At 57.9% G+C, this 17,620-nt stretch carries 19 protein-coding genes; 14 read left to right on the forward strand and 5 right to left on the reverse strand.

Translation table 11 applies throughout. The annotated features are described in order from the left end of the window. Both MP439_08215 and MP439_08220 read right to left on the reverse strand, forming a co-directional pair. The coding region (locus MP439_08215; protein MCI2976046.1) for a tyrosine-protein phosphatase at positions 1 to 752 on the reverse strand (752 nt) is incomplete at its 3' end. 81 nt (positions 753 to 833) lie between these two features. Further along, positions 834 to 1,337 (reverse strand): type II secretion system GspH family protein, encoded by a 504-nt coding sequence (locus MP439_08220; GenBank protein MCI2976047.1) that lies wholly within the window; start codon positions 1,335 to 1,337, stop codon positions 834 to 836. A 105-nt stretch (positions 1,338 to 1,442) separates the two neighbouring features. Here MP439_08220 and MP439_08225 point away from each other — a divergent pair, with 105 nt between their 5' ends. From MP439_08225 to MP439_08260, 8 genes are all read left to right on the forward strand, one after another. Further along, positions 1,443 to 2,291, forward strand: a complete 849-nt coding sequence (locus MP439_08225; protein ID MCI2976048.1) for a prepilin peptidase — start codon at positions 1,443 to 1,445, stop codon at positions 2,289 to 2,291. 72 nt (positions 2,292 to 2,363) lie between these two features. Next, positions 2,364 to 4,079: a pilus assembly protein PilM gene (pilM, locus tag MP439_08230; protein MCI2976049.1), complete on the forward strand. Its 1,716-nt coding sequence runs from the start codon at positions 2,364 to 2,366 to the stop codon at positions 4,077 to 4,079. Between the two features lie 14 nt (positions 4,080 to 4,093). Then, the gene (gene pilO, locus MP439_08235; protein MCI2976050.1) at positions 4,094 to 4,732 is read left to right on the forward strand and encodes a type 4a pilus biogenesis protein PilO; all 639 of its coding nucleotides are present in this window, start codon (positions 4,094 to 4,096) and stop codon (positions 4,730 to 4,732) included. A 10-nt stretch (positions 4,733 to 4,742) separates the two neighbouring features. Continuing rightward, positions 4,743 to 5,144, forward strand: coding sequence for a hypothetical protein (locus MP439_08240; GenBank protein MCI2976051.1), 402 nt, complete (start codon positions 4,743 to 4,745; stop codon positions 5,142 to 5,144). Positions 5,145 to 5,193: 49 nt separating this feature from the next. Then, positions 5,194 to 6,429: a chorismate synthase gene (gene aroC, locus MP439_08245; GenBank protein ID MCI2976052.1), complete on the forward strand. Its 1,236-nt coding sequence runs from the start codon at positions 5,194 to 5,196 to the stop codon at positions 6,427 to 6,429. Then, the gene (locus tag MP439_08250) at positions 6,422 to 7,531 is read left to right on the forward strand and encodes a 3-dehydroquinate synthase (GenBank protein ID MCI2976053.1); all 1,110 of its coding nucleotides are present in this window, start codon (positions 6,422 to 6,424) and stop codon (positions 7,529 to 7,531) included. The genes aroC and MP439_08250 overlap by 8 nt, the downstream gene beginning before the upstream one ends. Next, the gene (locus tag MP439_08255) at positions 7,518 to 8,021 is read left to right on the forward strand and encodes a 3-dehydroquinate dehydratase (protein MCI2976054.1); all 504 of its coding nucleotides are present in this window, start codon (positions 7,518 to 7,520) and stop codon (positions 8,019 to 8,021) included. Before MP439_08250 ends, MP439_08255 begins: the two co-directional genes overlap by 14 nt. A 534-nt stretch (positions 8,022 to 8,555) precedes the next feature. Beyond that, positions 8,556 to 9,218 carry a hypothetical protein gene (locus MP439_08260; protein MCI2976055.1) on the forward strand — a complete coding sequence of 221 codons (663 nt, stop codon included), beginning with the start codon at positions 8,556 to 8,558 and terminating at the stop codon, positions 9,216 to 9,218. Here MP439_08260 and nusB read toward each other — a convergent pair. The 3 genes from nusB to MP439_08275 form a co-directional block, all read right to left on the reverse strand. After that, positions 9,196 to 9,633, reverse strand: coding sequence for a transcription antitermination factor NusB (gene nusB, locus MP439_08265; GenBank protein ID MCI2976056.1), 438 nt, complete (start codon positions 9,631 to 9,633; stop codon positions 9,196 to 9,198). The genes MP439_08260 and nusB overlap by 23 nt on opposite strands. A gap of 3 nt (positions 9,634 to 9,636) precedes the next feature. Then, positions 9,637 to 10,203, reverse strand: coding sequence for an elongation factor P (gene efp / locus MP439_08270; GenBank protein MCI2976057.1), 567 nt, complete (start codon positions 10,201 to 10,203; stop codon positions 9,637 to 9,639). Between the two features lie 185 nt (positions 10,204 to 10,388). Next, the gene (locus tag MP439_08275; GenBank protein MCI2976058.1) at positions 10,389 to 11,567 is read right to left on the reverse strand and encodes a Xaa-Pro peptidase family protein; all 1,179 of its coding nucleotides are present in this window, start codon (positions 11,565 to 11,567) and stop codon (positions 10,389 to 10,391) included. Between the two features lie 160 nt (positions 11,568 to 11,727). On the opposite strand from MP439_08275, the gene MP439_08280 reads away from it, so the two are divergent. The 6 genes from MP439_08280 to MP439_08305 all read left to right on the forward strand — a co-directional run bounded on the left by MP439_08280 (position 11,728) and on the right by MP439_08305 (position 17,599). Beyond that, positions 11,728 to 12,633 (forward strand): heme o synthase, encoded by a 906-nt coding sequence (locus MP439_08280; protein MCI2976059.1) that lies wholly within the window; start codon positions 11,728 to 11,730, stop codon positions 12,631 to 12,633. Next, on the forward strand, positions 12,633 to 13,253 hold the full coding sequence (locus MP439_08285; protein MCI2976060.1) for a TlpA family protein disulfide reductase: 621 nt from the start codon (positions 12,633 to 12,635) through the stop codon (positions 13,251 to 13,253). The genes MP439_08280 and MP439_08285 overlap by 1 nt, the downstream gene beginning before the upstream one ends. A gap of 124 nt (positions 13,254 to 13,377) precedes the next feature. After that, entirely contained in the window at positions 13,378 to 14,061 is a 684-nt protein-coding gene (locus MP439_08290; GenBank protein ID MCI2976061.1) for a hypothetical protein, read from the forward strand. Further along, entirely contained in the window at positions 14,061 to 14,978 is a 918-nt protein-coding gene (locus tag MP439_08295; protein MCI2976062.1) for a cytochrome c oxidase subunit II, read from the forward strand. The genes MP439_08290 and MP439_08295 overlap by 1 nt, the downstream gene beginning before the upstream one ends. Before the next feature lie 12 nt (positions 14,979 to 14,990). Next, positions 14,991 to 16,940, forward strand: a complete 1,950-nt coding sequence (locus MP439_08300; GenBank protein MCI2976063.1) for a cbb3-type cytochrome c oxidase subunit I — start codon at positions 14,991 to 14,993, stop codon at positions 16,938 to 16,940. Continuing rightward, on the forward strand, positions 16,940 to 17,599 hold the full coding sequence (locus MP439_08305; GenBank protein MCI2976064.1) for a hypothetical protein: 660 nt from the start codon (positions 16,940 to 16,942) through the stop codon (positions 17,597 to 17,599). Before MP439_08300 ends, MP439_08305 begins: the two co-directional genes overlap by 1 nt. The last annotated feature ends 21 nt before the right edge of the window (positions 17,600 to 17,620 follow it).

Below are 17,620 nucleotides of genomic sequence, written 5' to 3' on the forward strand. Positions count from 1 at the left end.
AGGGGGGGTCGGGTGGCGGCGGTGAAGGCGTGTTCAAAGGTGCGAAGGAGCGCTGGTGTAATCCCGAGTTGCTCCAGGTAGGCGTGAACCGATCCAAATGACGCCTTGAGGTAGTCCAGGGTAGCCCTGGCCGTTTGAGGCGTGGAGCGCAGAACGGCCGCCGGTAACGCGCCCCAGTTGACGGGGTCCACGTCGGGATCATTCGCTGCCAGCACGCGTTGGAGAGCGAGTTCTGTGAGCGAATAGTCTTTGGCGATCAGATCGTCGGGCACTCCAGCGACCGCGAGTATGAGCATCGCGACGATGCCGGTTCTGTCCTTGCCAGCCGCACAGTGGAACAGGAGGGGCCAGCGATCTGAGTCGAGGATGGTGGTTACGGCGTTGGCAAGCGATGCCGGTTGACTGTCGAGGATCGCTGCATAGACCTGTAGGAGATAATCCGGGTCGTTGCGGTCCAGTCCAGAGTCGATCGAGACATCGAGCAGCGGGAAATGGAGTAGCTCGACACCACCAACGTTGTCAAGGAATCCTTGGTCGCGTCGCTCTTGATCTGAACGGAGGTCGATGATGGTTGTGAGCTTGAGTTCATCAAAGAGCGCGTGCTGCGCCTCCTCGGTGAGGCGAAAGAAGGCCTCGGATCGAAAGAGGAGGCCATGACGAGTAATACGCATGTTGGTCGTCGGATAACCTCCGAGCTCTCGAAGGTTATAGAGACCCTCATAGTCGATGAACTGATCTGGTTGTGCACGCATGAACTCCATGCTAGAGGCCGACCCCCAACAACGTGGGGAGTCGGCCTCGTGACGATCATGAGAGTACTGAGGTGTTTCGACCTACCAGTTGGCGGCAGCTGCCGAGGAGTTGTAACCGGTCATACCACCATTCGTGGTATCGAGCGTGCAACCAGGGGCGCTGGTGCCGCTGTAATAGTAGGTTCCGGCCCCCGTTCCAGTGGCCACATCAGCGATACCAAAGTAGTGACCCGATGCAGACTGCTCTGACAAACACACGTATGGTATCGTAGCACTCGATGGGCTCGTTGTCACCGTGATCTTCGGCGTTGTCCCCGTAAGATCATTGGTATAGGCAGGATCAAGGGGTGCTAAGTTCGCTGCATCGACATACGTCTGATTGTTGGTGTAGGCGACAGACTCTGATGTCAAGAGGTTGCGCAGGTCAGTCTCTGCGGCCTTGTTTTGCGCGGACGTCCGGGCACCCAGAAACGTTGGGATCGCGATCGCCGCGAGAATGCCCATGATCAAGATCACGACCATTAACTCGATGAGGGTAAACCCGGACTCATCACTCTTTGTCAACTTACGATAGATCTGAGACATCCTTTTCTCCTTTGATGGTTCTTGCGTCTCGGTGCACCGGTGTTCCGGTACTCACACTGCTTCGGCGTCGTTTGCGCGAAAACTTGAGTGAAATTAGCACAAATGGTGAAATTATCGCACTATGCCATTCGATCACCTGGCCCATGCGACATTGACGTGAGGCTCGGTGACTCAACCCGACTGCTCTTTGATCCGACAACCTGGGCTATGGGCGTCGTGATCGGTATTGTCGTTGGGCTGATTGGCGGATCGGCGATGGCGGCATTATCGTTTCGCATCCAACACGACATGCCGTTGGTCTTGGATCGTTCGCGTTGCCCATCGTGTGGGCATCTGATTCGAGCCTATGATAACGTACCGATTCTCGCCTACCTGTGGCTCCGTGGCCACTGCCGTGACTGTAAGGTGGCGATCCCCATCCGTTATCCACTCATCGAAGTTACCGGTGCGCTCATTGGGGTCGTCGCTGCTCGTTGCCCAGTCGACGCCATCGAGCAGGTGAGCTGTGGTTTTGCCTTGCTGGTGGGTCTTGGGGCGGCGCTCATCGACTTAGAGACCTACCGTATTCCCAACCTGTTGACCTATCCGAGCGCGCTGATCCTCGTCGTGCTTGGGCTAGCCAATGGGTTCTCAACTGGTCAATGGCCAGTCGTTGCTACGACGCTCGGTCTTGCCTTGGCCGTCTTGGTTTTCTTTGTGCTTTTGCGGATCGTCTCGCGAGGAGGCATGGGGCTTGGGGATGCCAAGCTCGGGGTTGTCTTGACGCTGGGACTGGCACCGCTTGGTCTGGCGATCGTAGCGGTCGCGGTGCTCGTGAGTTTCTTCATAGGTTCGATCATCGGAGTCGGCCTCATTTTTGCACGACGCGCCAGCTTGCGTGCCAAGCTGCCGTTTGGCCCATTTCTGGCGCTAGGCTTCCTAATCACCGCTCTGGGTACTGGTATTTATCACTGAAAGCGCCAGGAGCTATCAACTTTTAGCTGAACCGCGCCGATAGACATCCAAGAGTTCAGCGAGGATTCAAGGATGGAAAGACTCATACTCGTCGAGATTGGAGCATTCTCCATCAAGGCCTGCGAGATCGAGGTTGGTCGGCGACCACGCCCACCGCTTTGGCTGGCCCATCGGGTTTTGCCAGATGGAGCCGACGAAAATCCAGATAAAGTCGTAGAGACGCTCCGCGGGCTGCTCAAAGATGTGGGAACCCGTACCCGCAAGAGCAGGCTTGTCATCACCGATCCGGATCTCGTCGTGCGCAGCCTCACGGTACCGAGCTCTGAGAAGCGCGAACTCGAGATGACCTTCGGCTTCGCGATGACCGAGGTATTGCCGCTACCGCTCGACGAGCTGGTGGTTGACTACGAGACGCGAGGCAAGGGCCGGTCGCCAAACCTTAATGTGGTGATGGCTGGAGCCCCCAGGATGTTGGTCTCACGGGCGATCGAGATCGCTGAGCGCAGTGGCCTGCGCGTCGATTGGGTCGACGTAGGGCCGTTGGCAGCGGCGCGAGCGGTGAGCGAGCTGCAGGGATTACACGGTGATGGGTACTACCTCGTGGTCGTGGGGGCGACCACAACCACGATCGAGGTGGTCGTCGATGATCAGCCTCAGCTGGTTCGTTCCATCAACATGGGCGGGGACCTCATAACCCGCGAAATCGCCAGCCGCTTGGAGGTAACCTACGAGCACGCCGAGGGCCTTAAGCGTGCCAGTGCGAGGACTCAAGGCACACAACGATCCATGAGTCAGGTAGTCCGCCCACCCGTGGCGGATCTGGCGACTGCGGACGAGATCGTGGCTGATGGCGTGCGATCGATCGTTCGCGAGGTCGCGTCATCGATCGATTACTTCGCCATTCAACGGGGTTATACCGAGATCGATCGACTCGTGCTTGTTGGTGGATCCTCGGCGGTTGACCTTCTTGGCACCGAACTTGGTGACAAGCTGGGTCTGCGCATCGAGCGCCCGGGGCCACGCCAGGTGTTGCGACTCATCGAGGCTGACGCCTTCGTGGAGGAGACATCGAGCAACTGGGTGGAGATGACTGGCGCTGCCTTGCGAGCGGGCGCAAAGAGCAAGGATGTCAAGTACGCGAACCTGTTGCCGGCACGGGTGCGGGTGCGTCGACTACGACGTCAGCAGCTCGCGGTGGCGAGCCTGCTCGGGGTTGTCGTTGCGGGAGCCGCGGGTCTCGTCACGGTCCAACGGCTCGATCAATTGCATCAGGTTGAGGCCACCCAGACCCAGACGGCCGCACAGCTGCATGTGGTGGCCAATGAGATGGCGCGATATGCCAGCTATGGAACGCTCGCCCAGGGGGTCAACTCCGCGCGGGCACCCTTGATGGCGGAGCTCAAGTCTTCGATCGACTTTCCGCAGTTGCTAACCCAGATTGCCGCAGCGACGCCGTCGGACTCATGGCTTACGACCCTCAGCATCCAGGCGCAAACCACGCAGACGGGTCTTGGTGTGACGTTTGCGTTGGAGGGATGTTCGCAGTTGGCGCCAGCGCACTGGCTCACGTCGATGGGTCACCTTGGGTTCTTACGCGATCTGTGGGTCTCCTCGTCCACGTTGGTGCCCCCATCGTCGACGACGGGCTCCTCGTGCGCCGTTGGTGTTTCCAAAGTTGACGGGATCGAAGCAGGTCAAACGACCTATCAGGGTTCAGCGGTGATCGCTGATGTGTTTGGCCAGTATCGCAGTGCGTCATATCTTCATCAGTTAGAAGTGCAACCGTGAGGGGTGCTAGGTCAATGAAGAGATCTCGGTCATCGACGAGTACATCGGTTGAGGGGTCGTCAGCGAGCGATGTCCGTGCGAGGTCCAAGCGCCCGATCGTAGCGATGGTGATCGTCGGTGTCGTGGTCGTTTTGGTTGGCACTGGTTGGTATCTTGGCATCTACGCGCCGGTAAGCCAGCACATCGCCACCACACAAAGCCAAGTGAATGTGGAACAAGCTCAGATGGCTGCTGACCGGGCGCAGCTCGCCCAATTGATCCAGGACAAGCGAGATGCCCCCCATCTTAGGGCCGAACTGAGCGCACTGACCAAAGCGTTACCGGTGACGTTCTCGCTTGCGGACTTTATCGACCAGGCAGACGCCGCGGCAGCCCAGGCCGGCGTCCCTCTGCTCCAGATCACGCCCGCCCAGCCGGGAGCGTTAGCCACTACCACAACGGGTGGTACCGCCACCGTTGCTGGCGTGAGCGCGATCACCTTCTCAGCCGAGGCCAGCGGGACCTTTGTGGCGCTCATGCACTTTCTCCACGCACTCGATCACCTGCAGGAATTAGTCAACGTCGGAACGGTTCAGTTATCGGCGCTGGCTGCGGGTGGCACGAACCCCAAGATCAATCTGTCGTTTACCGGTGCGGTTTACTACCGCAGTTAGAGGAGCAACGATGACCAGTTTAGAGATTGCAGCACTTGTCGAGGAGTCCGAACAGAATCGGGCGGCTGAGGCCGACCCAGAACCCGAGCATGGCGCTCGCCGACTCACTGCCAAGACGTTGGTGCTGATTGCACTTAGCGTTTTGGTGCTCGCCGCTGGTGGCTACTATCTGTCTGCTCGGGGAGCGCCTCAGGCGACGCAGTCGCCAACGCCTGTGGTGCCGGCCGAAGCCTCGCGATCATCTCATGCAGCAACGCCGGGATCGACGGCTGGTTCGAGCGTGGATGCGGGCCAGGCCCGTCAGGCGGCGAGCCCGGTCCCTGTCTCAGAGTACTTCTCGGTTAAGAATCCGTTTGCACCAAAGATCACATCCCAAGCCAACGCAGCGTTGACGCCAAGTGGTGTTGGCTAGGACTGAGGGGTTAGGGCTGAGTGCAGTGGCCATCGGCTAATCTCTAGCCATGCTTAGGTATCTCACCGCCGGTGAATCTCATGGCCGCTCGTTGGTTGTCATCGTTGAAGGCCTACCAGCTGGGCTGGCGGTAACCTCCGATCAACTCGGAATGGAGCTGGCCCGACGCCGACTGGGGTACGGGCGTGGACCTCGTATGCGTTTTGAAGCCGACGAGCTGGTGCTCACCGCCGGGATCCGACACGGCCGAACGCTTGGATCTCCGGTGGCCATCGAGATCAAGAACTCCGAGTGGGAGCGCAAATGGACTGAGGAGATGTCTCCGAACCCCGGATATCCCTCGAAGAAGTTGACCAAACCGCGTCCAGGGCATGCGGACCTCGCCGGCATGCTCAAGTACGGCTTCGACGATGCCCGTGACGTGCTTGAGCGGGCCTCGGCGCGAGAGACCGCCGCAAGAGTGGTTGCCGGTGCGCTCGCAAAGCTGCTGCTCGCGCGTCTTGAGATCGCCGTCGTCTCCCACGTGGTCCAGATCGGCGATGTGAAGACCGCTCGGACGACGATCCCTTTCCCTGAAGATCTGCCCCGCATCGACGCCTCCGAGGTGCGTTGTCTCGACTCGGAAGTCGAAGCTCTCATGATCGCTGAGATCAAGGCCGCCGCGAAGGTTGGGGATTCTCTGGGTGGTTCGGTCGAGGTGGTGGCCCATGGCGTGCCAGTGGGGCTTGGGAGCCATGTCCATTGGGATCGCAAGCTCGATAGCCAACTCGCCGGCGCGTTGATGTCGATCCAAGCGGTGAAGGCGGTGAGTATCGGAGCTGGGATTGAGGTGGCCAGGCGTCATGGTTCGACTGCTCATGACGCGATTCAATTCGACCCCACAACGGGTCAATACCGGCGGCCCACGTGGCTTTCAGGAGGTATCGAGGGAGGGATCTCCAATGGAGCTCCAGTCGTTGCCGAGGTCTGGATGAAGCCGCTAGCGACCTTGAACCGTCCGGTGCTTGAGACGGTAGACATGGCGACCAAGGAGTCAGCTCTCTCGTTCAAGGAGCGTACCGATGTCGTGGCGGTCCCGGCGATGGGGGTGGTCGCCGAGGCGATGACGGCGCTTGTCATCGCCAACGAGGCCACCAGGAAATTTGGCGGCGACTCGGTGGCGGAGTTCACCCGCAACTGGCGGGCGTACCGAGATAACCTCTCGGCGACCCCGTCGGCGGTTATGGATGATCGGCCGTTGTCCGAAGGTGAGCCGGTTCGGGTGAACGACACGAGCCGTGACTGAAGCATCGGTGCTTGCGCAGCTGATCGATGCGGCCAGGAGCGGTGGGGAGCAAGCACCTGTGGTGCGCTACGAGTTGTCAATCGATGGATTTGCGATCCCTACGATTGTTGGCATCAATGCCTGGAGCGAGCTTGGAGCGCTCATCCCCGCGCATTGGTCTCGTGTGGTGCTCGTCACCCAAAGTGCCATACCTGGGCGTTTTACAGCGCCCCCTGGCGCCCCCTGGGTGGTCATCCCCGCAGGGGAGGCTGCAAAACGCGCATCGGTGGCTGAACGTCTTGCCGAACGCTTGGTCGATCTCGGCCTTGGACGCAGCGGTGGATTGATCGCCGTCGGTGGTGGTGTCGTCACCGACCTCGTTGGCTATGTGGCGTCGACGTTTATGCGAGGTATTGAGTACCTCAACGTGCCAACGACGTTGTTAGGGATGGTCGACGCCGCCATTGGTGGTAAGACTGGGGTCAATCTGACAAGGGGCAAGAACCTTGTCGGCTCCTTTTTGCAGCCGACCGGCCTTCTTTGTGATCTTGGCTACCTGGCGACGCTTTCGCGTCGCGAGTGGTTGAGTGGAGCAGGGGAGCTGGCCAAGTACAGCTTCTTTGCCGATGGGGCTCTCGCCGGCCGCCCCTTGGCCGATCAAATAATCGCCGCTCAACAGCTCAAAGAGGCCTATGTCGCTAGCGATACCCGGGAATCGGGTCGACGGAGTCTGCTCAACTACGGACATACACTTGGCCATGCGATCGAGGGTGTCTTCCTCGGCCAGGGCGACGATGGAGCGATCTCACATGGTGAGGCGGTCGCCGTCGGGCTGATGTTTGCGGCATTGCTCGCCGAGCATATGGGCCGCATCGATCATGCGCGTGTTCAGTATCATCGTGATGTTCTTTCCGCCTACGAGCTCGACTGGAGACTCCCCTATGGATTGGGAGTGGATGCTTTGGTTCACTACATGAGAGCTGATAAGAAGAACCAAGGTGATCTGAGTTTTGTCCTTGATGGGGTGAACGGACTTGAGCTGGTGCATGGCGTGGATGCGGTACTCGTTCGGCGCCTGCTCAAGGATTATCCGCGAAGGGAGTATGTCGTTGAGCGAACCTGATGGATCGTTGCCTCTAGGTGAACCACAAGCGCGGAGTCGCTCCATCGTTGTAGCGCATGGGCCTAATCTGAACCTGCTGGGCAAGCGTCAACCCGCGATCTACGGCCATGCGACGCTCGATGATCTCGTCACGCTGGCACGAGCCAGGGCCGAGGGATATGGTTATGAGCTCACGAGTTATCAGAGCAACAGTGAAGCCGATCTTGTTGGGTTGATTCACGGCCTCGGGCCCGCTTGTCGCGTTCTTATTCTCAATGCCGGGGCCCTGACACATTACTCTTGGGCAATCGCTGATGCGATTGCGTCAAAGAACATTCCAACCATTGAGCTTCACATTACCAATCCAGCGGCGCGGGAGAGCTTTCGCACGATATCGGTGCTGGCCCAGGTTACGAGTGGCTCGATAGCAGGGTTTGGCTCCATCGGCTACGCGCTGGCCGTTGATGCGGCCGTACTGCTCGATGCCAAAGCGGATGCGAGCCACGGCTGAGGATTCGCTGGGATGTATGCAATGGGCCCCTCAATTGTATGTGCCTCAGGCTAGGCTCACCCTGGAGGCTTAGATGATCTCAGGTTGTTGTGCCCGTTCGTCCTTTGCAGAGGGTTGACTCGTCGGGGTTTGGTATGTCATGGTGGTCCCGCCCGGTTGTTCGATTGTGTCGTCTTTGACGCTGGTGTTTGTCTTTGACAGTGGTGTTCATGGTTGGTGCTAGCTCTTCGTCGTGGTTACGCGCCGTAGTCGACCCTCACGTGTCGAGCCTTCATCGTCGGTCTTGCCGGTCCCTGCTAGGTCGAAGGATCGATATCAACTCGTTGTTGGACGGCGGTTGTGACAGACAAGCGGGGATGGTCGAGAGAATGGAGTATGGCGAGGGTGCTATCGGGTCCAGCCGGACCTGGGTGCATTGGTGCTGCATCGATTCGTAGCAGTGACTTCGCCATCGGATGTGTTGGCAATGGTGGTTGGCCTCTGATTCATCGTTGATGAGAGCGCCGTTAGTGAGCTGGTAGATAAGGGAGAGTAGTGTCGTCAAGGCCACGCAATAGAGCAGATTATACGTTACCGGAGGAGACGCCAAAGAGGAGACAACGCCGCCTGCTGTGGGTCGTTGGGGTGGTGGTGGTAGCCGTCGCAGTGGAGCTCCTGATTGTGTATCCGAACAAGATCACCAAGGTACAGCAGCAGGCTGACTTTAAGTCGTTTGTTGTGTCCATGCGAAGCGACGTGCTTGGGTGCCAGGTGGCACTCCAAGATGGCTATCACGCCCTCGCTCGGGTTCATGCCGGAGACACGAGTCAGCTCAGCGTTGCGAATACGATTCTCCAACAAGATGAGGCCTACTGTACGCTTGCCGTCAACTCAGACCTGTACAACTTGGCGACACTTTCACCACCGAATGATCTCAACAAGTTTAACCTCACGCCGGTAGCTCATAACCTCTATGCCTGGGCCTACCCAGGTGCTGCCGGTATTCTGGCTGACTCCGAGACCTTGCTGACGCATCCGACCAACCAGGGAGCGATCAAGAATCTGGAAACCCGGATCCACAACATGGACCTGTTGCTCAACTCGGTGAATAACGACCTTGCGAAGGTCTCCGCACAGCTCGATCTTTCGCCTCAGAAGGTGAATTTGAGCCCACTGACGGACATGCCATCGTTTGTCAGAGCGCAGCTTTCGTCGTAGGTCGGTACTGGCTTGCAACGGAAGCCAGCACGCCATTCAGGAACTTCGGTGAGTCCTCGGTCGAGAGTAGGTCCCCGAGGCGGAGTGCCTCGGCGATGATGACTGAGGTCGGGAGTTCGCTCTTGAATCGTAGCTCCCACACACCCAGCATTAAGATCGATCGATCAACCGGATTGAGTCGGGTGATCGTCCAGTCGTAGAGGTGCTCGCTGATCGTGGCGTCGATAACGCTTCGCTGGTCATCGATGGCCGCGATCCGTTCGGTGACGAACGCGGGGTAGGAGCGTGCCTTGTCGCCGAGCACCGCCATGGGGCTGATCTGGCGCAAGAGCGACTCGTAGATAATGGCCACCACCTGCTCCCGGAGGACTCGAGAGTGCTCGATTGCATCCTGATGGGAATGGTGCTGACTCATGATTTAGGCACGAGTGAGATAGTCGCCACTGCGGGTGTCGACCTTGATGCGGTCCCCCTGGTTCACGAAGAGGGGAACCTGGAGCACGTGCCCGGTCTCGAGTGTGGCTGGCTTGCGCGCACCCGAGACACGATCGCCTTGGATACCTGGTTCCGTTTCGGTGATGGTGAGCTCAACGGCAGCCGGAAGTTCGACGCCAACGATGGCTCCCTCGTAGGTCGAGATAGTGGCAGTGGCGTTCTCAATCAGGAAGTTCTTGGCGTTGCCAAGCGCTGCCTCGGGTACGTTGAGCTGTTCATAGGTTTGTGAATCCATAAAGATGTAGTCCACACCATCGTTGTAGAGGTACTGCATCTCGCGCTTGTCGATAATGGCCTGCTCGATCTTCTCGTCGGCACGATAGGTTCGGTCGATGACCGCTCCGGTGCGCAGGTTCTTCAGCTTGGTGCGCACGAAGGCTCCGCCTTTGCCAGGCTTGACATGCTGGAATTCGATCACCGTGAAGAGACCGTCGGAGATCTCTAGCGTCATACCGTTCTTCAGGTCGTTAGTCGTGGTCGAGACCGACATCGATTGCTCCTCGTCTTGTGCTCTGCGCGTTGGCTGCGTTCTATGGATTTGTCGAATGTTGACGTTCGCGCCTTCGGTCTGGACCCTGTTGCTCTGGACCCTTTGGGTTTCCCGGACCTGTTGGGCCAGGGCTGGTTAGGTATAGGCCTTGGGTGCGAGTCGTCAGATACTTCTATCCTACCCGTTCAATGAGCACTTCCCCCGAGGCTGATGCCGAATGATGAGCGCGTCAACGGTGTCGGAGCAGATGTGGTGGTGAGGTAGAGGTCTTCGAGTCGGATGCCAAAGTCGCCAGCGAAGTACAGCCCTGGCTCGACGGTGAGACACATCGATGGCTCGACTTGGACATCGAAGGCGTTGGCGGTAAACGGTTGCTCGTGGATCTCAAGCCCAACGCCATGGCCGACACCATGGAGTAGATACTCTTCAACCCCATGCTCGCGCAGCGAGGCTCGCGAAGCCTCTTCGACGGCGTGAACGTTGTGACCCGGGTGCAGTTGAGCCACGCCGGCGGCCTTGGCTGCTGAGACCAGTTCGTAAGCTTGGCGGTAGGCATCCGGCGGCTCTCCAAGATAGAACGATCTGGTCGAGTCTGAGCAGTATCCGTTCACCATGGCCCCAAAGTCGACGACGACGGGGGTGGGAGCCACGATAGGTTGGCGTGTCGGGCGGGCGTGAGGCAGCGAGGTGCGCGCTCCTGATGCAACGATCGTCGCAAAGGAGACACCTTCCCCACCATAGTGGCGTACGTAGTACTCGAACCAGCCGGCAAGCGCTAGCTCGGTTGGCTGATCATCAAGATGAGCAAGAGTTGCTTCGATAGCGAGGTCGGCGACGCGGGAAGCCTCAGCAATGGCCGCGATCTCAGTGGGATCCTTGTGTGCTCGCATGGTCGCGAGTTTGCCCGCGACATCGACGAGCTCGTGGCCAGCCTCTCTCAGCGCGAGATAGTTGGTGAGAGAGAGGGAGCTCATGTCGACGGCGACGACCCTTGGAGGGGTTTGGGGGCCGAGGATGCCTTTCGGGCCAAGGATTGGGTCACATGCCACAGCGAGGGCGACTCCGTGTTGGGCTGCTTGCTGTGTGGCTTGCTCCAGGTAACGCCCATCTGTACACAGATACGCTGCGGGCTCCCTCGCCGGATCGATAAGCAAGGTTCCGTTGGAGCCTCGGAATCCGCAGAGGTATTGAACTAGCGCAAAATGGTCGCTGAACAGCATATCTGCATGGACTTGGTCAAGAAGGTTAGCCAGTGCGAGGAGTCGGCGCTCGCCGAAGGCGCCCTCAGGCTCGTCTGGGGTTTCACTGTGAGTCAACCCAGAATCTGAGGTTTGCGTATGCAAATAATTCAACTCGCTTGTCACTGAGCGTCTCCCCGTGTGCTAGATTGGTCCGTGTACGAAAAGACTCTACAAGGATTGGCATCGCTCACAGGGCGCGCCGCTTTGATAGGGGTTTGGTGTGTGCTGAGTGTTGTGTCGACAAGGGTTACGTGTGGTGAGTCACAGTGAAGATGAGGCGTAAATGAGAACCTTGGCGTTGTCTGAGGGAAGTTGGGATTGGACGAAGACGGTCAAGGGCTACGTCGGCCTCACGAAGCCGCGCATCATTGAGCTGTTGCTGATCACCACGGTCCCAGCGATGGTGGTAGCAAAACATGGGCTCCCGTCACTGTTTTCCATCGTCATCACCGTCGCCGGCGGAACCTTGGCCGCTGGCGGCGCAAACGCCGTCAACATGTGGTACGACCGAGACATCGATGCGCTCATGAAGCGCACCAAGAATCGTCCGCTCGTTACCGGTGCGGTCTCTCCAACAGGAGCGCTCATTTTTGCTATCGCGCTCGAGGTCATCGCGTTCGCGATGCTCTCATGGGGTGATAACGTGCTATCGGCCTCGCTCGCGCTGGCTGCTGCGTTGTTCTACGTCTTTATTTATACGATGTGGCTGAAGCGTTCGACGTCACAAAACATCGTGATCGGTGGGGCCGCTGGGGCGGTGCCCGTGCTGGTGGGCTGGGCTGCAGTGACCGATTCGCTATCGCTCGCTGCCTGGCTGATGTTTCTGGTCATCTTCATCTGGACTCCACCGCATTTTTGGGGGCTTGCATTTCGGTACTCCGACGACTACTCGGCCGCTGGTGTGCCCATGCTGCCGTCGGTCGCCACCCGGAAGCGCTCGGCGCGTGACATTCTCATCTACACCTTCGTCCTCGCTGCAACTACCGGGGCGCTCGGCTTTGCGGCCCACTTAGGTTGGGTGTATGCGGTAGCGGCAATCGCATTGAACGCTGGCTTTATCGGTTATGCCATCAAGCTCTACCGCAATCTCACACCCAAGGTAGCCATGCGGGTCTTCTCCTATTCGATCACGTATCTGTCGTTGCTGTTCATCGGCATGGCCGTCGATGTGGCGGTTCGAGGTCACTGATGGCTGTGCTTGAGCCCATCGAACGACCGCGGGTCTCCCGCTTTGGTCCTCGGGTTTGGATCTTTCTGATCGCGGTGACGGTGATCATCGTGATCGCGTATGCCATCTACATGGCCTCGCTCTCGGATACCAACACCTCGACGGCCTCAGCCTCGTTGGGTTCGCTGTCCCAAGTTCAGTCGGGCAAGTCTCCACTGGTAGGCAAGACGGTGCCAAACTTCTCGCTGCCAGAGCTTGCCGTCGACGGCAAGGCAGCAACTGGTTCGGTCTCGCCGACGGATTTTGTTGGCCACCCGTTGGTGATCAACTTCTTTGCCTCTTGGTGCACCGCCTGCCAGGCGGAGACGCCGATGGTTGCCTCGGTCGCTCAAAATCTCGCGCACAAGGTCGACTTCCTTGGTGTCGATGAAAACGATACCAACACCAAAGCCCTGGCGTTCATCACTCAGGACCATATTGAGTACCCGGTGGTCACCGATCACGCCTCGCTCCAAGGCAAGTATCTCTTGATCGGGCTGCCGACGACGGTGTTCGTGGCTGCTGACGGCAAGGTTGCTGGTGTCGTGCAGGGGCAGATGACGCAGAAGATTCTCGAGCATTGGGTGTCCCGTATCGAGTGAGTTGTGCGCTATTCGGCGAGTGATCGCCGGAACCGGTCAGTGGATCGTCAAGATCGCTGGTCGCAACCCTGGTGAGGGGTGTCGGGTTGGAATGGGAAAAAACAAAGTAGAAAGGGGGTGAAGGATGAATAAGGGTGCAAGAATTTCGATTGTTCTTGTGTCTGCAGCAGTCGCTGTTGGGTTGATTCTGTTCGGTATCTTCGGGTACCTGCGAACCTATCCACCGACGGTTGTATTCACGCCTTCTCCAACGCAGCCACATACGGTTGACGTGACGTTGCAGGTTGATCCAGATGTTGGACCGGGACATGCACATCCGGCGTGGCCGGGCTGGTTTGCCAAGAATGCGCAGGGTAAGTGGGTCCAGACAACCCTCTATCAGGTGCCTGAGAGGACCTATGTCCACGTGACGGTCTATGAGTACGATTCGGGTGGTCCACTCCGCAATCCAATTTGGGGTAAAGTCACCGGCACGGTTGGCAACGATGTCGTTTTGAACGGCAAGACTGTCAGCTTGTTGGATGCGGCCCAAGGCTTCGGTGTTGGTCATACGATAGTGGCTCCAGCCTTGGGCCTTTCGGTCCCGGTGTGGGGTCTGAGTGGCACGGAAAAGACGTTCTGTCAGACTGGCCCGTGTACGTTGTCGAATGCTCATAACGTAGAGACGTTTACCTTCTATACGGGTAACCATCCACATAACTATCGTTGGCAGTGCTTTATCCCTTGTGGAGCTGGCTACTTGAATGGCAACGGTGGTCCAATGGCGACCACTGGTTACATGGCTGGCTTCTGGAAGGTGGTGGCCTAATGGCGATGACCGAAGAGGCGATGAGGGAGCGTAAGGAGTACGCCAAGAAGGCGGGATGGAAGATCTTCGCCATTTGGTTGGTACTTTCGCTGATCGGCGAAGTGTTGGTGCTCTATGTCTGGGGGCCACATATGCCACCAGGTGACATGACCACCTCGGCGGCGAGTCAGCAGTTCGACTTCAAGGTGCTCACCGCCATGGTGGTACCGGTCTTGTTGATGGTCTGGGTTTATGGGGCGTGGTCGCTGATCAACTTCCATGCCACCAAGACCGATCGAGGAGATGGTATCCCGTTGCGCGGGAATCGGCGCGTGCAAGGAATCTGGTATGTCACTTCGGCGGCGCTGGTGCTCTTCTTGGCCGGTTTCGGTACGTATGAGCTGATCAACGGCAACGGTGTCGGTAGTGGTGAAGGTCCATCACCGATTTGGAAGCCGACGGCAAAACACATGTTGGTGGTGCAGGTGATTGCCCAGCAATGGCGTTTTACCTATCGGTGGCCGCAGTTCGGGGGCATGGAGACGACCTCCATTGACCTTCCGGCCGATACCACCATCCAGTTCGATGTGACTTCGCTCGATGTCATCCACGACTTCTGGGCCTATCAGCTCGGTGTCAAGGCTGATGCGAACCCGGATGTGAACAACGTGGCCTATACGACCACCTCGAACCAGTTGGGGCGCTTCACCGTTCGCTGTGACGAGCTCTGTGGGATCTGGCATGGTGCTATGTATAACTACGGGCACGTGGTCTCAAAGTCGGCCTTCTACACGTGGGCATCCAATATGGAGGCACAGAATGCGTCGGTGACGAAGCTTCTTCCTCCGTTCGCGACAACCTATACCCCTTCGTACTCCGGTGCGGGTGGTGGTTATTATCCGTCGTATGACCCCAACGGTCATGCGGTAACGTATTAAAGGAGCTTGTAAATGGCAATTGATATGACGCCAGCCGCGGGTGTCGGTTCTCCAACCGACCTCGAGGCTCGGGGCCTCAAAGCCGCCAAGCCATGGTTCAAGGGAAATATGATCACCGCGCTGATCGGCGGCGGGATCGGGTATGCCTTCGGCCACTGGCTCGGCAACGCCATTGCCTCGAACTATTCCGTGTACGTAAGTAGTGGTCAAAATGAGGTTGCGATCTACCTCTCGTTGATCATCGGCTGCCTCGGTTGGTTTATTGGTCTTGGGGCTTTGAACTATCCGATTCAAAAACTGCTTGGTCTTGAGCCCGCTGAGGCGCCCAAGAGCGAGAAGCGGACGTTTTGGGAGCACTTTACGTATTCGACCGATCACAAGGTTGTTGGCGTTCAGTACCTCTTTGGAATGCTGCTGTACTTCCTCGTTGCTGGGTTGTTGGCCCTCGGTATCCGTACCGAGCTGCTCTCACCGGTGAACCATATCTGGGCGCCGGATACCTACATCGAGATCGTTGGCGAGCACGGAACCATGATGATGATGATGATGACGTCCATCGTTATGGGCCCATTTGGTAACTATCTGATTCCGCTCATGATTGGGTCGAAGAAGATGGCGTTCCCGCGTCTCGAGGCAGCGTCGTTCTGGTTCACGGTTCCGTCGTTCTTGATCCTCCTCTCTGCGCTTTGGCAGGGTGGTTTTCAGTCAGGATGGACGGGCTATGCCCCATTGTCGATCCAAGGGGGTCCAGGCCAGAGCGACTATGATGTCGCTTTTGCGTTGATGGCTCTGTCGATGATCTGCGCTTCCATCAATATGGCGGCAACCATCATCAACTATCGTGCGCCAGGTATGCGCTGGTCGAGGATGCCGATCCTCTCGTGGGGCATGATTACCACAGCGTTCACGATGTTGCTGTCAGTGCCGGTGCTCTTCGATGGACTTTATGTGATGAGCCTTGACCGAGGGGTCCGCACGGCTATGCTCTATGCCGGGCATGGAGGTAGCTCCTTCCTTTGGGAAAACCTCTTCTGGTTCTTTGGGCATCCTGAGGTCTACCTGTTGGCCCTGCCTGGCTTTGCCATCACGGTTGAGATGCTGCCGGTCTTTGCCCGTAAACCAGTGTTTGCGCTGAAGACCTCGACGGCCGGACTCATCGGTGTCGCGGTACTGAGCTTCTTCGTTTGGCAGCATCACTTGTTCATGTCGGGTATGAACCCTGATATGCGGCCGTTGTTCATGTTGACCACGGAGCTGATCTCCATTCCTACCGGATTCCTGTATCTGGTGGCAATGGGTACCGTTTGGCGAGGCAAGATTCGCTTTGAGGTCCCGATGTTGTTCCTCTTGGCTGTCTTTTGGAACTTCCTCTGGGGTGGCGTTACGGGTGTGTACAACTCTGACGTTCCGGTTGATGCCCTGGTGCACGGAAGTTTCTTCGTCATGGCGCACTTCCACTTCACCATTATGGGTCAGCTGATCTTTGCGGTGTTTGCGGCGGTGTACTACTACACGCCATTAATCTTCGGCATACGGTTGAATGACAAGTTGGGTAAGATCAGCTTCTGGATTATCTTCGTGGCGTTCAACTCGACCTTCCTGCCGTTGTTCATGATCGGCTTGCTTGGCCAGCCTCGACGTGTGTTCGAATATGCCGTGCGCTTGCAGCACTTGAATCAGTGGGTGTCTATTTCGGCCTACGTCCTAGGCTTCGGTATCTTGTTGTACGTGATTAATCTCATTTGGTCGCTAGCGGTGACGAGGACACCGTCGGGTCCAAACCCATGGGAGTCGCGTGGACTCGAGTGGCAAGTTGGTTACCCGATCCCGCCGGATAACTTCGTGAAGATCCCGGTTGTCAACCGTGATCCGTATGGGTATGGCACCGGGGATGATACACCGGTCGCTGATCTTGACCCAGTGGGTGACAGGGCTGCTGTTGTGACTGGAGGTGATGCGTAGTGGCTACTGGCGTACAGTCAGCTGATGCTCAGCCGGTTATCGACGAGGAGCAGTATTACCATGATGCCCAGCTTGGGGCGCTTTGGACGGCTTCGCGCACGCTGATTCCGGTGGTGGCTACCACCTTTGGTGGGATCTACTTTGCCTACTTCTATCTGCGCTCGCTCAACTCGAATGGGTTGTGGGATCCGCATGGTCAGACTGCGTCAAAGATCATAGGGCTAGCAGTTCTGCTGCTCGTGGTCGTTGGGACTGCGGTTCAGCTCATGGCGGGCCGTCGGCTTCGTAGAGGCTTCAGCACCGACTTCATCGTGGGTACTGCGGCTAATACGTTGCTGCTCGTTATTGCCACCGGACTGCAGATTTGGGAGCTCACTCGGCTCCCATTTCCGCCGGCGGCCAGCGGGTATGCGGGGGTGTTCATCGCCTTTGCACCGATTAACGCACTCTGTATTGGTCTGAGCGCGTATTGGGTGTTTACGTTGATGATGCGGGCGATTCGCAGTTACAACTTCTATCGGGCTGACGGTGGGATAGGTGTTTCGGCACATCGCGCAGCTGAGAACTTCCGGGCAAACGTCGATGGTTTCGGCGCTTACGGTATCTTCTTCATGCTGTTGTCGATCCTGTCGTGGTACCTGTTCTACGTGTTGCATTAGCTCGTAGGTTGGGAGACTGAC

The organism is Ferrimicrobium sp. (assembly GCA_022690815.1).
Classification (GTDB): Bacteria; Actinomycetota; Acidimicrobiia; order Acidimicrobiales; family Acidimicrobiaceae; genus Ferrimicrobium.

Coding starts and splice junctions, on each gene's coding strand:
- MP439_08220 (MCI2976047.1), bottom strand. CDS start 1,337: ATGTCTCAGATCTATCGTAAGTTGACAAAGAGTGATGAGTCCGGGTTT.
- pilM (MCI2976049.1), top strand. CDS start 2,364: ATGGAAAGACTCATACTCGTCGAGATTGGAGCATTCTCCATCAAGGCC.
- pilO (MCI2976050.1), top strand. CDS start 4,094: ATGAAGAGATCTCGGTCATCGACGAGTACATCGGTTGAGGGGTCGTCA.
- MP439_08240 (MCI2976051.1), top strand. CDS start 4,743: ATGACCAGTTTAGAGATTGCAGCACTTGTCGAGGAGTCCGAACAGAAT.
- aroC (MCI2976052.1), top strand. CDS start 5,194: ATGCTTAGGTATCTCACCGCCGGTGAATCTCATGGCCGCTCGTTGGTT.
- nusB (MCI2976056.1), bottom strand. CDS start 9,633: ATGAGTCAGCACCATTCCCATCAGGATGCAATCGAGCACTCTCGAGTC.
- efp (MCI2976057.1), bottom strand. CDS start 10,203: ATGTCGGTCTCGACCACGACTAACGACCTGAAGAACGGTATGACGCTA.
- MP439_08280 (MCI2976059.1), top strand. CDS start 11,728: ATGAGAACCTTGGCGTTGTCTGAGGGAAGTTGGGATTGGACGAAGACG.
- MP439_08285 (MCI2976060.1), top strand. CDS start 12,633: ATGGCTGTGCTTGAGCCCATCGAACGACCGCGGGTCTCCCGCTTTGGT.
- MP439_08290 (MCI2976061.1), top strand. CDS start 13,378: ATGAATAAGGGTGCAAGAATTTCGATTGTTCTTGTGTCTGCAGCAGTC.
- MP439_08295 (MCI2976062.1), top strand. CDS start 14,061: ATGGCGATGACCGAAGAGGCGATGAGGGAGCGTAAGGAGTACGCCAAG.
- MP439_08300 (MCI2976063.1), top strand. CDS start 14,991: ATGGCAATTGATATGACGCCAGCCGCGGGTGTCGGTTCTCCAACCGAC.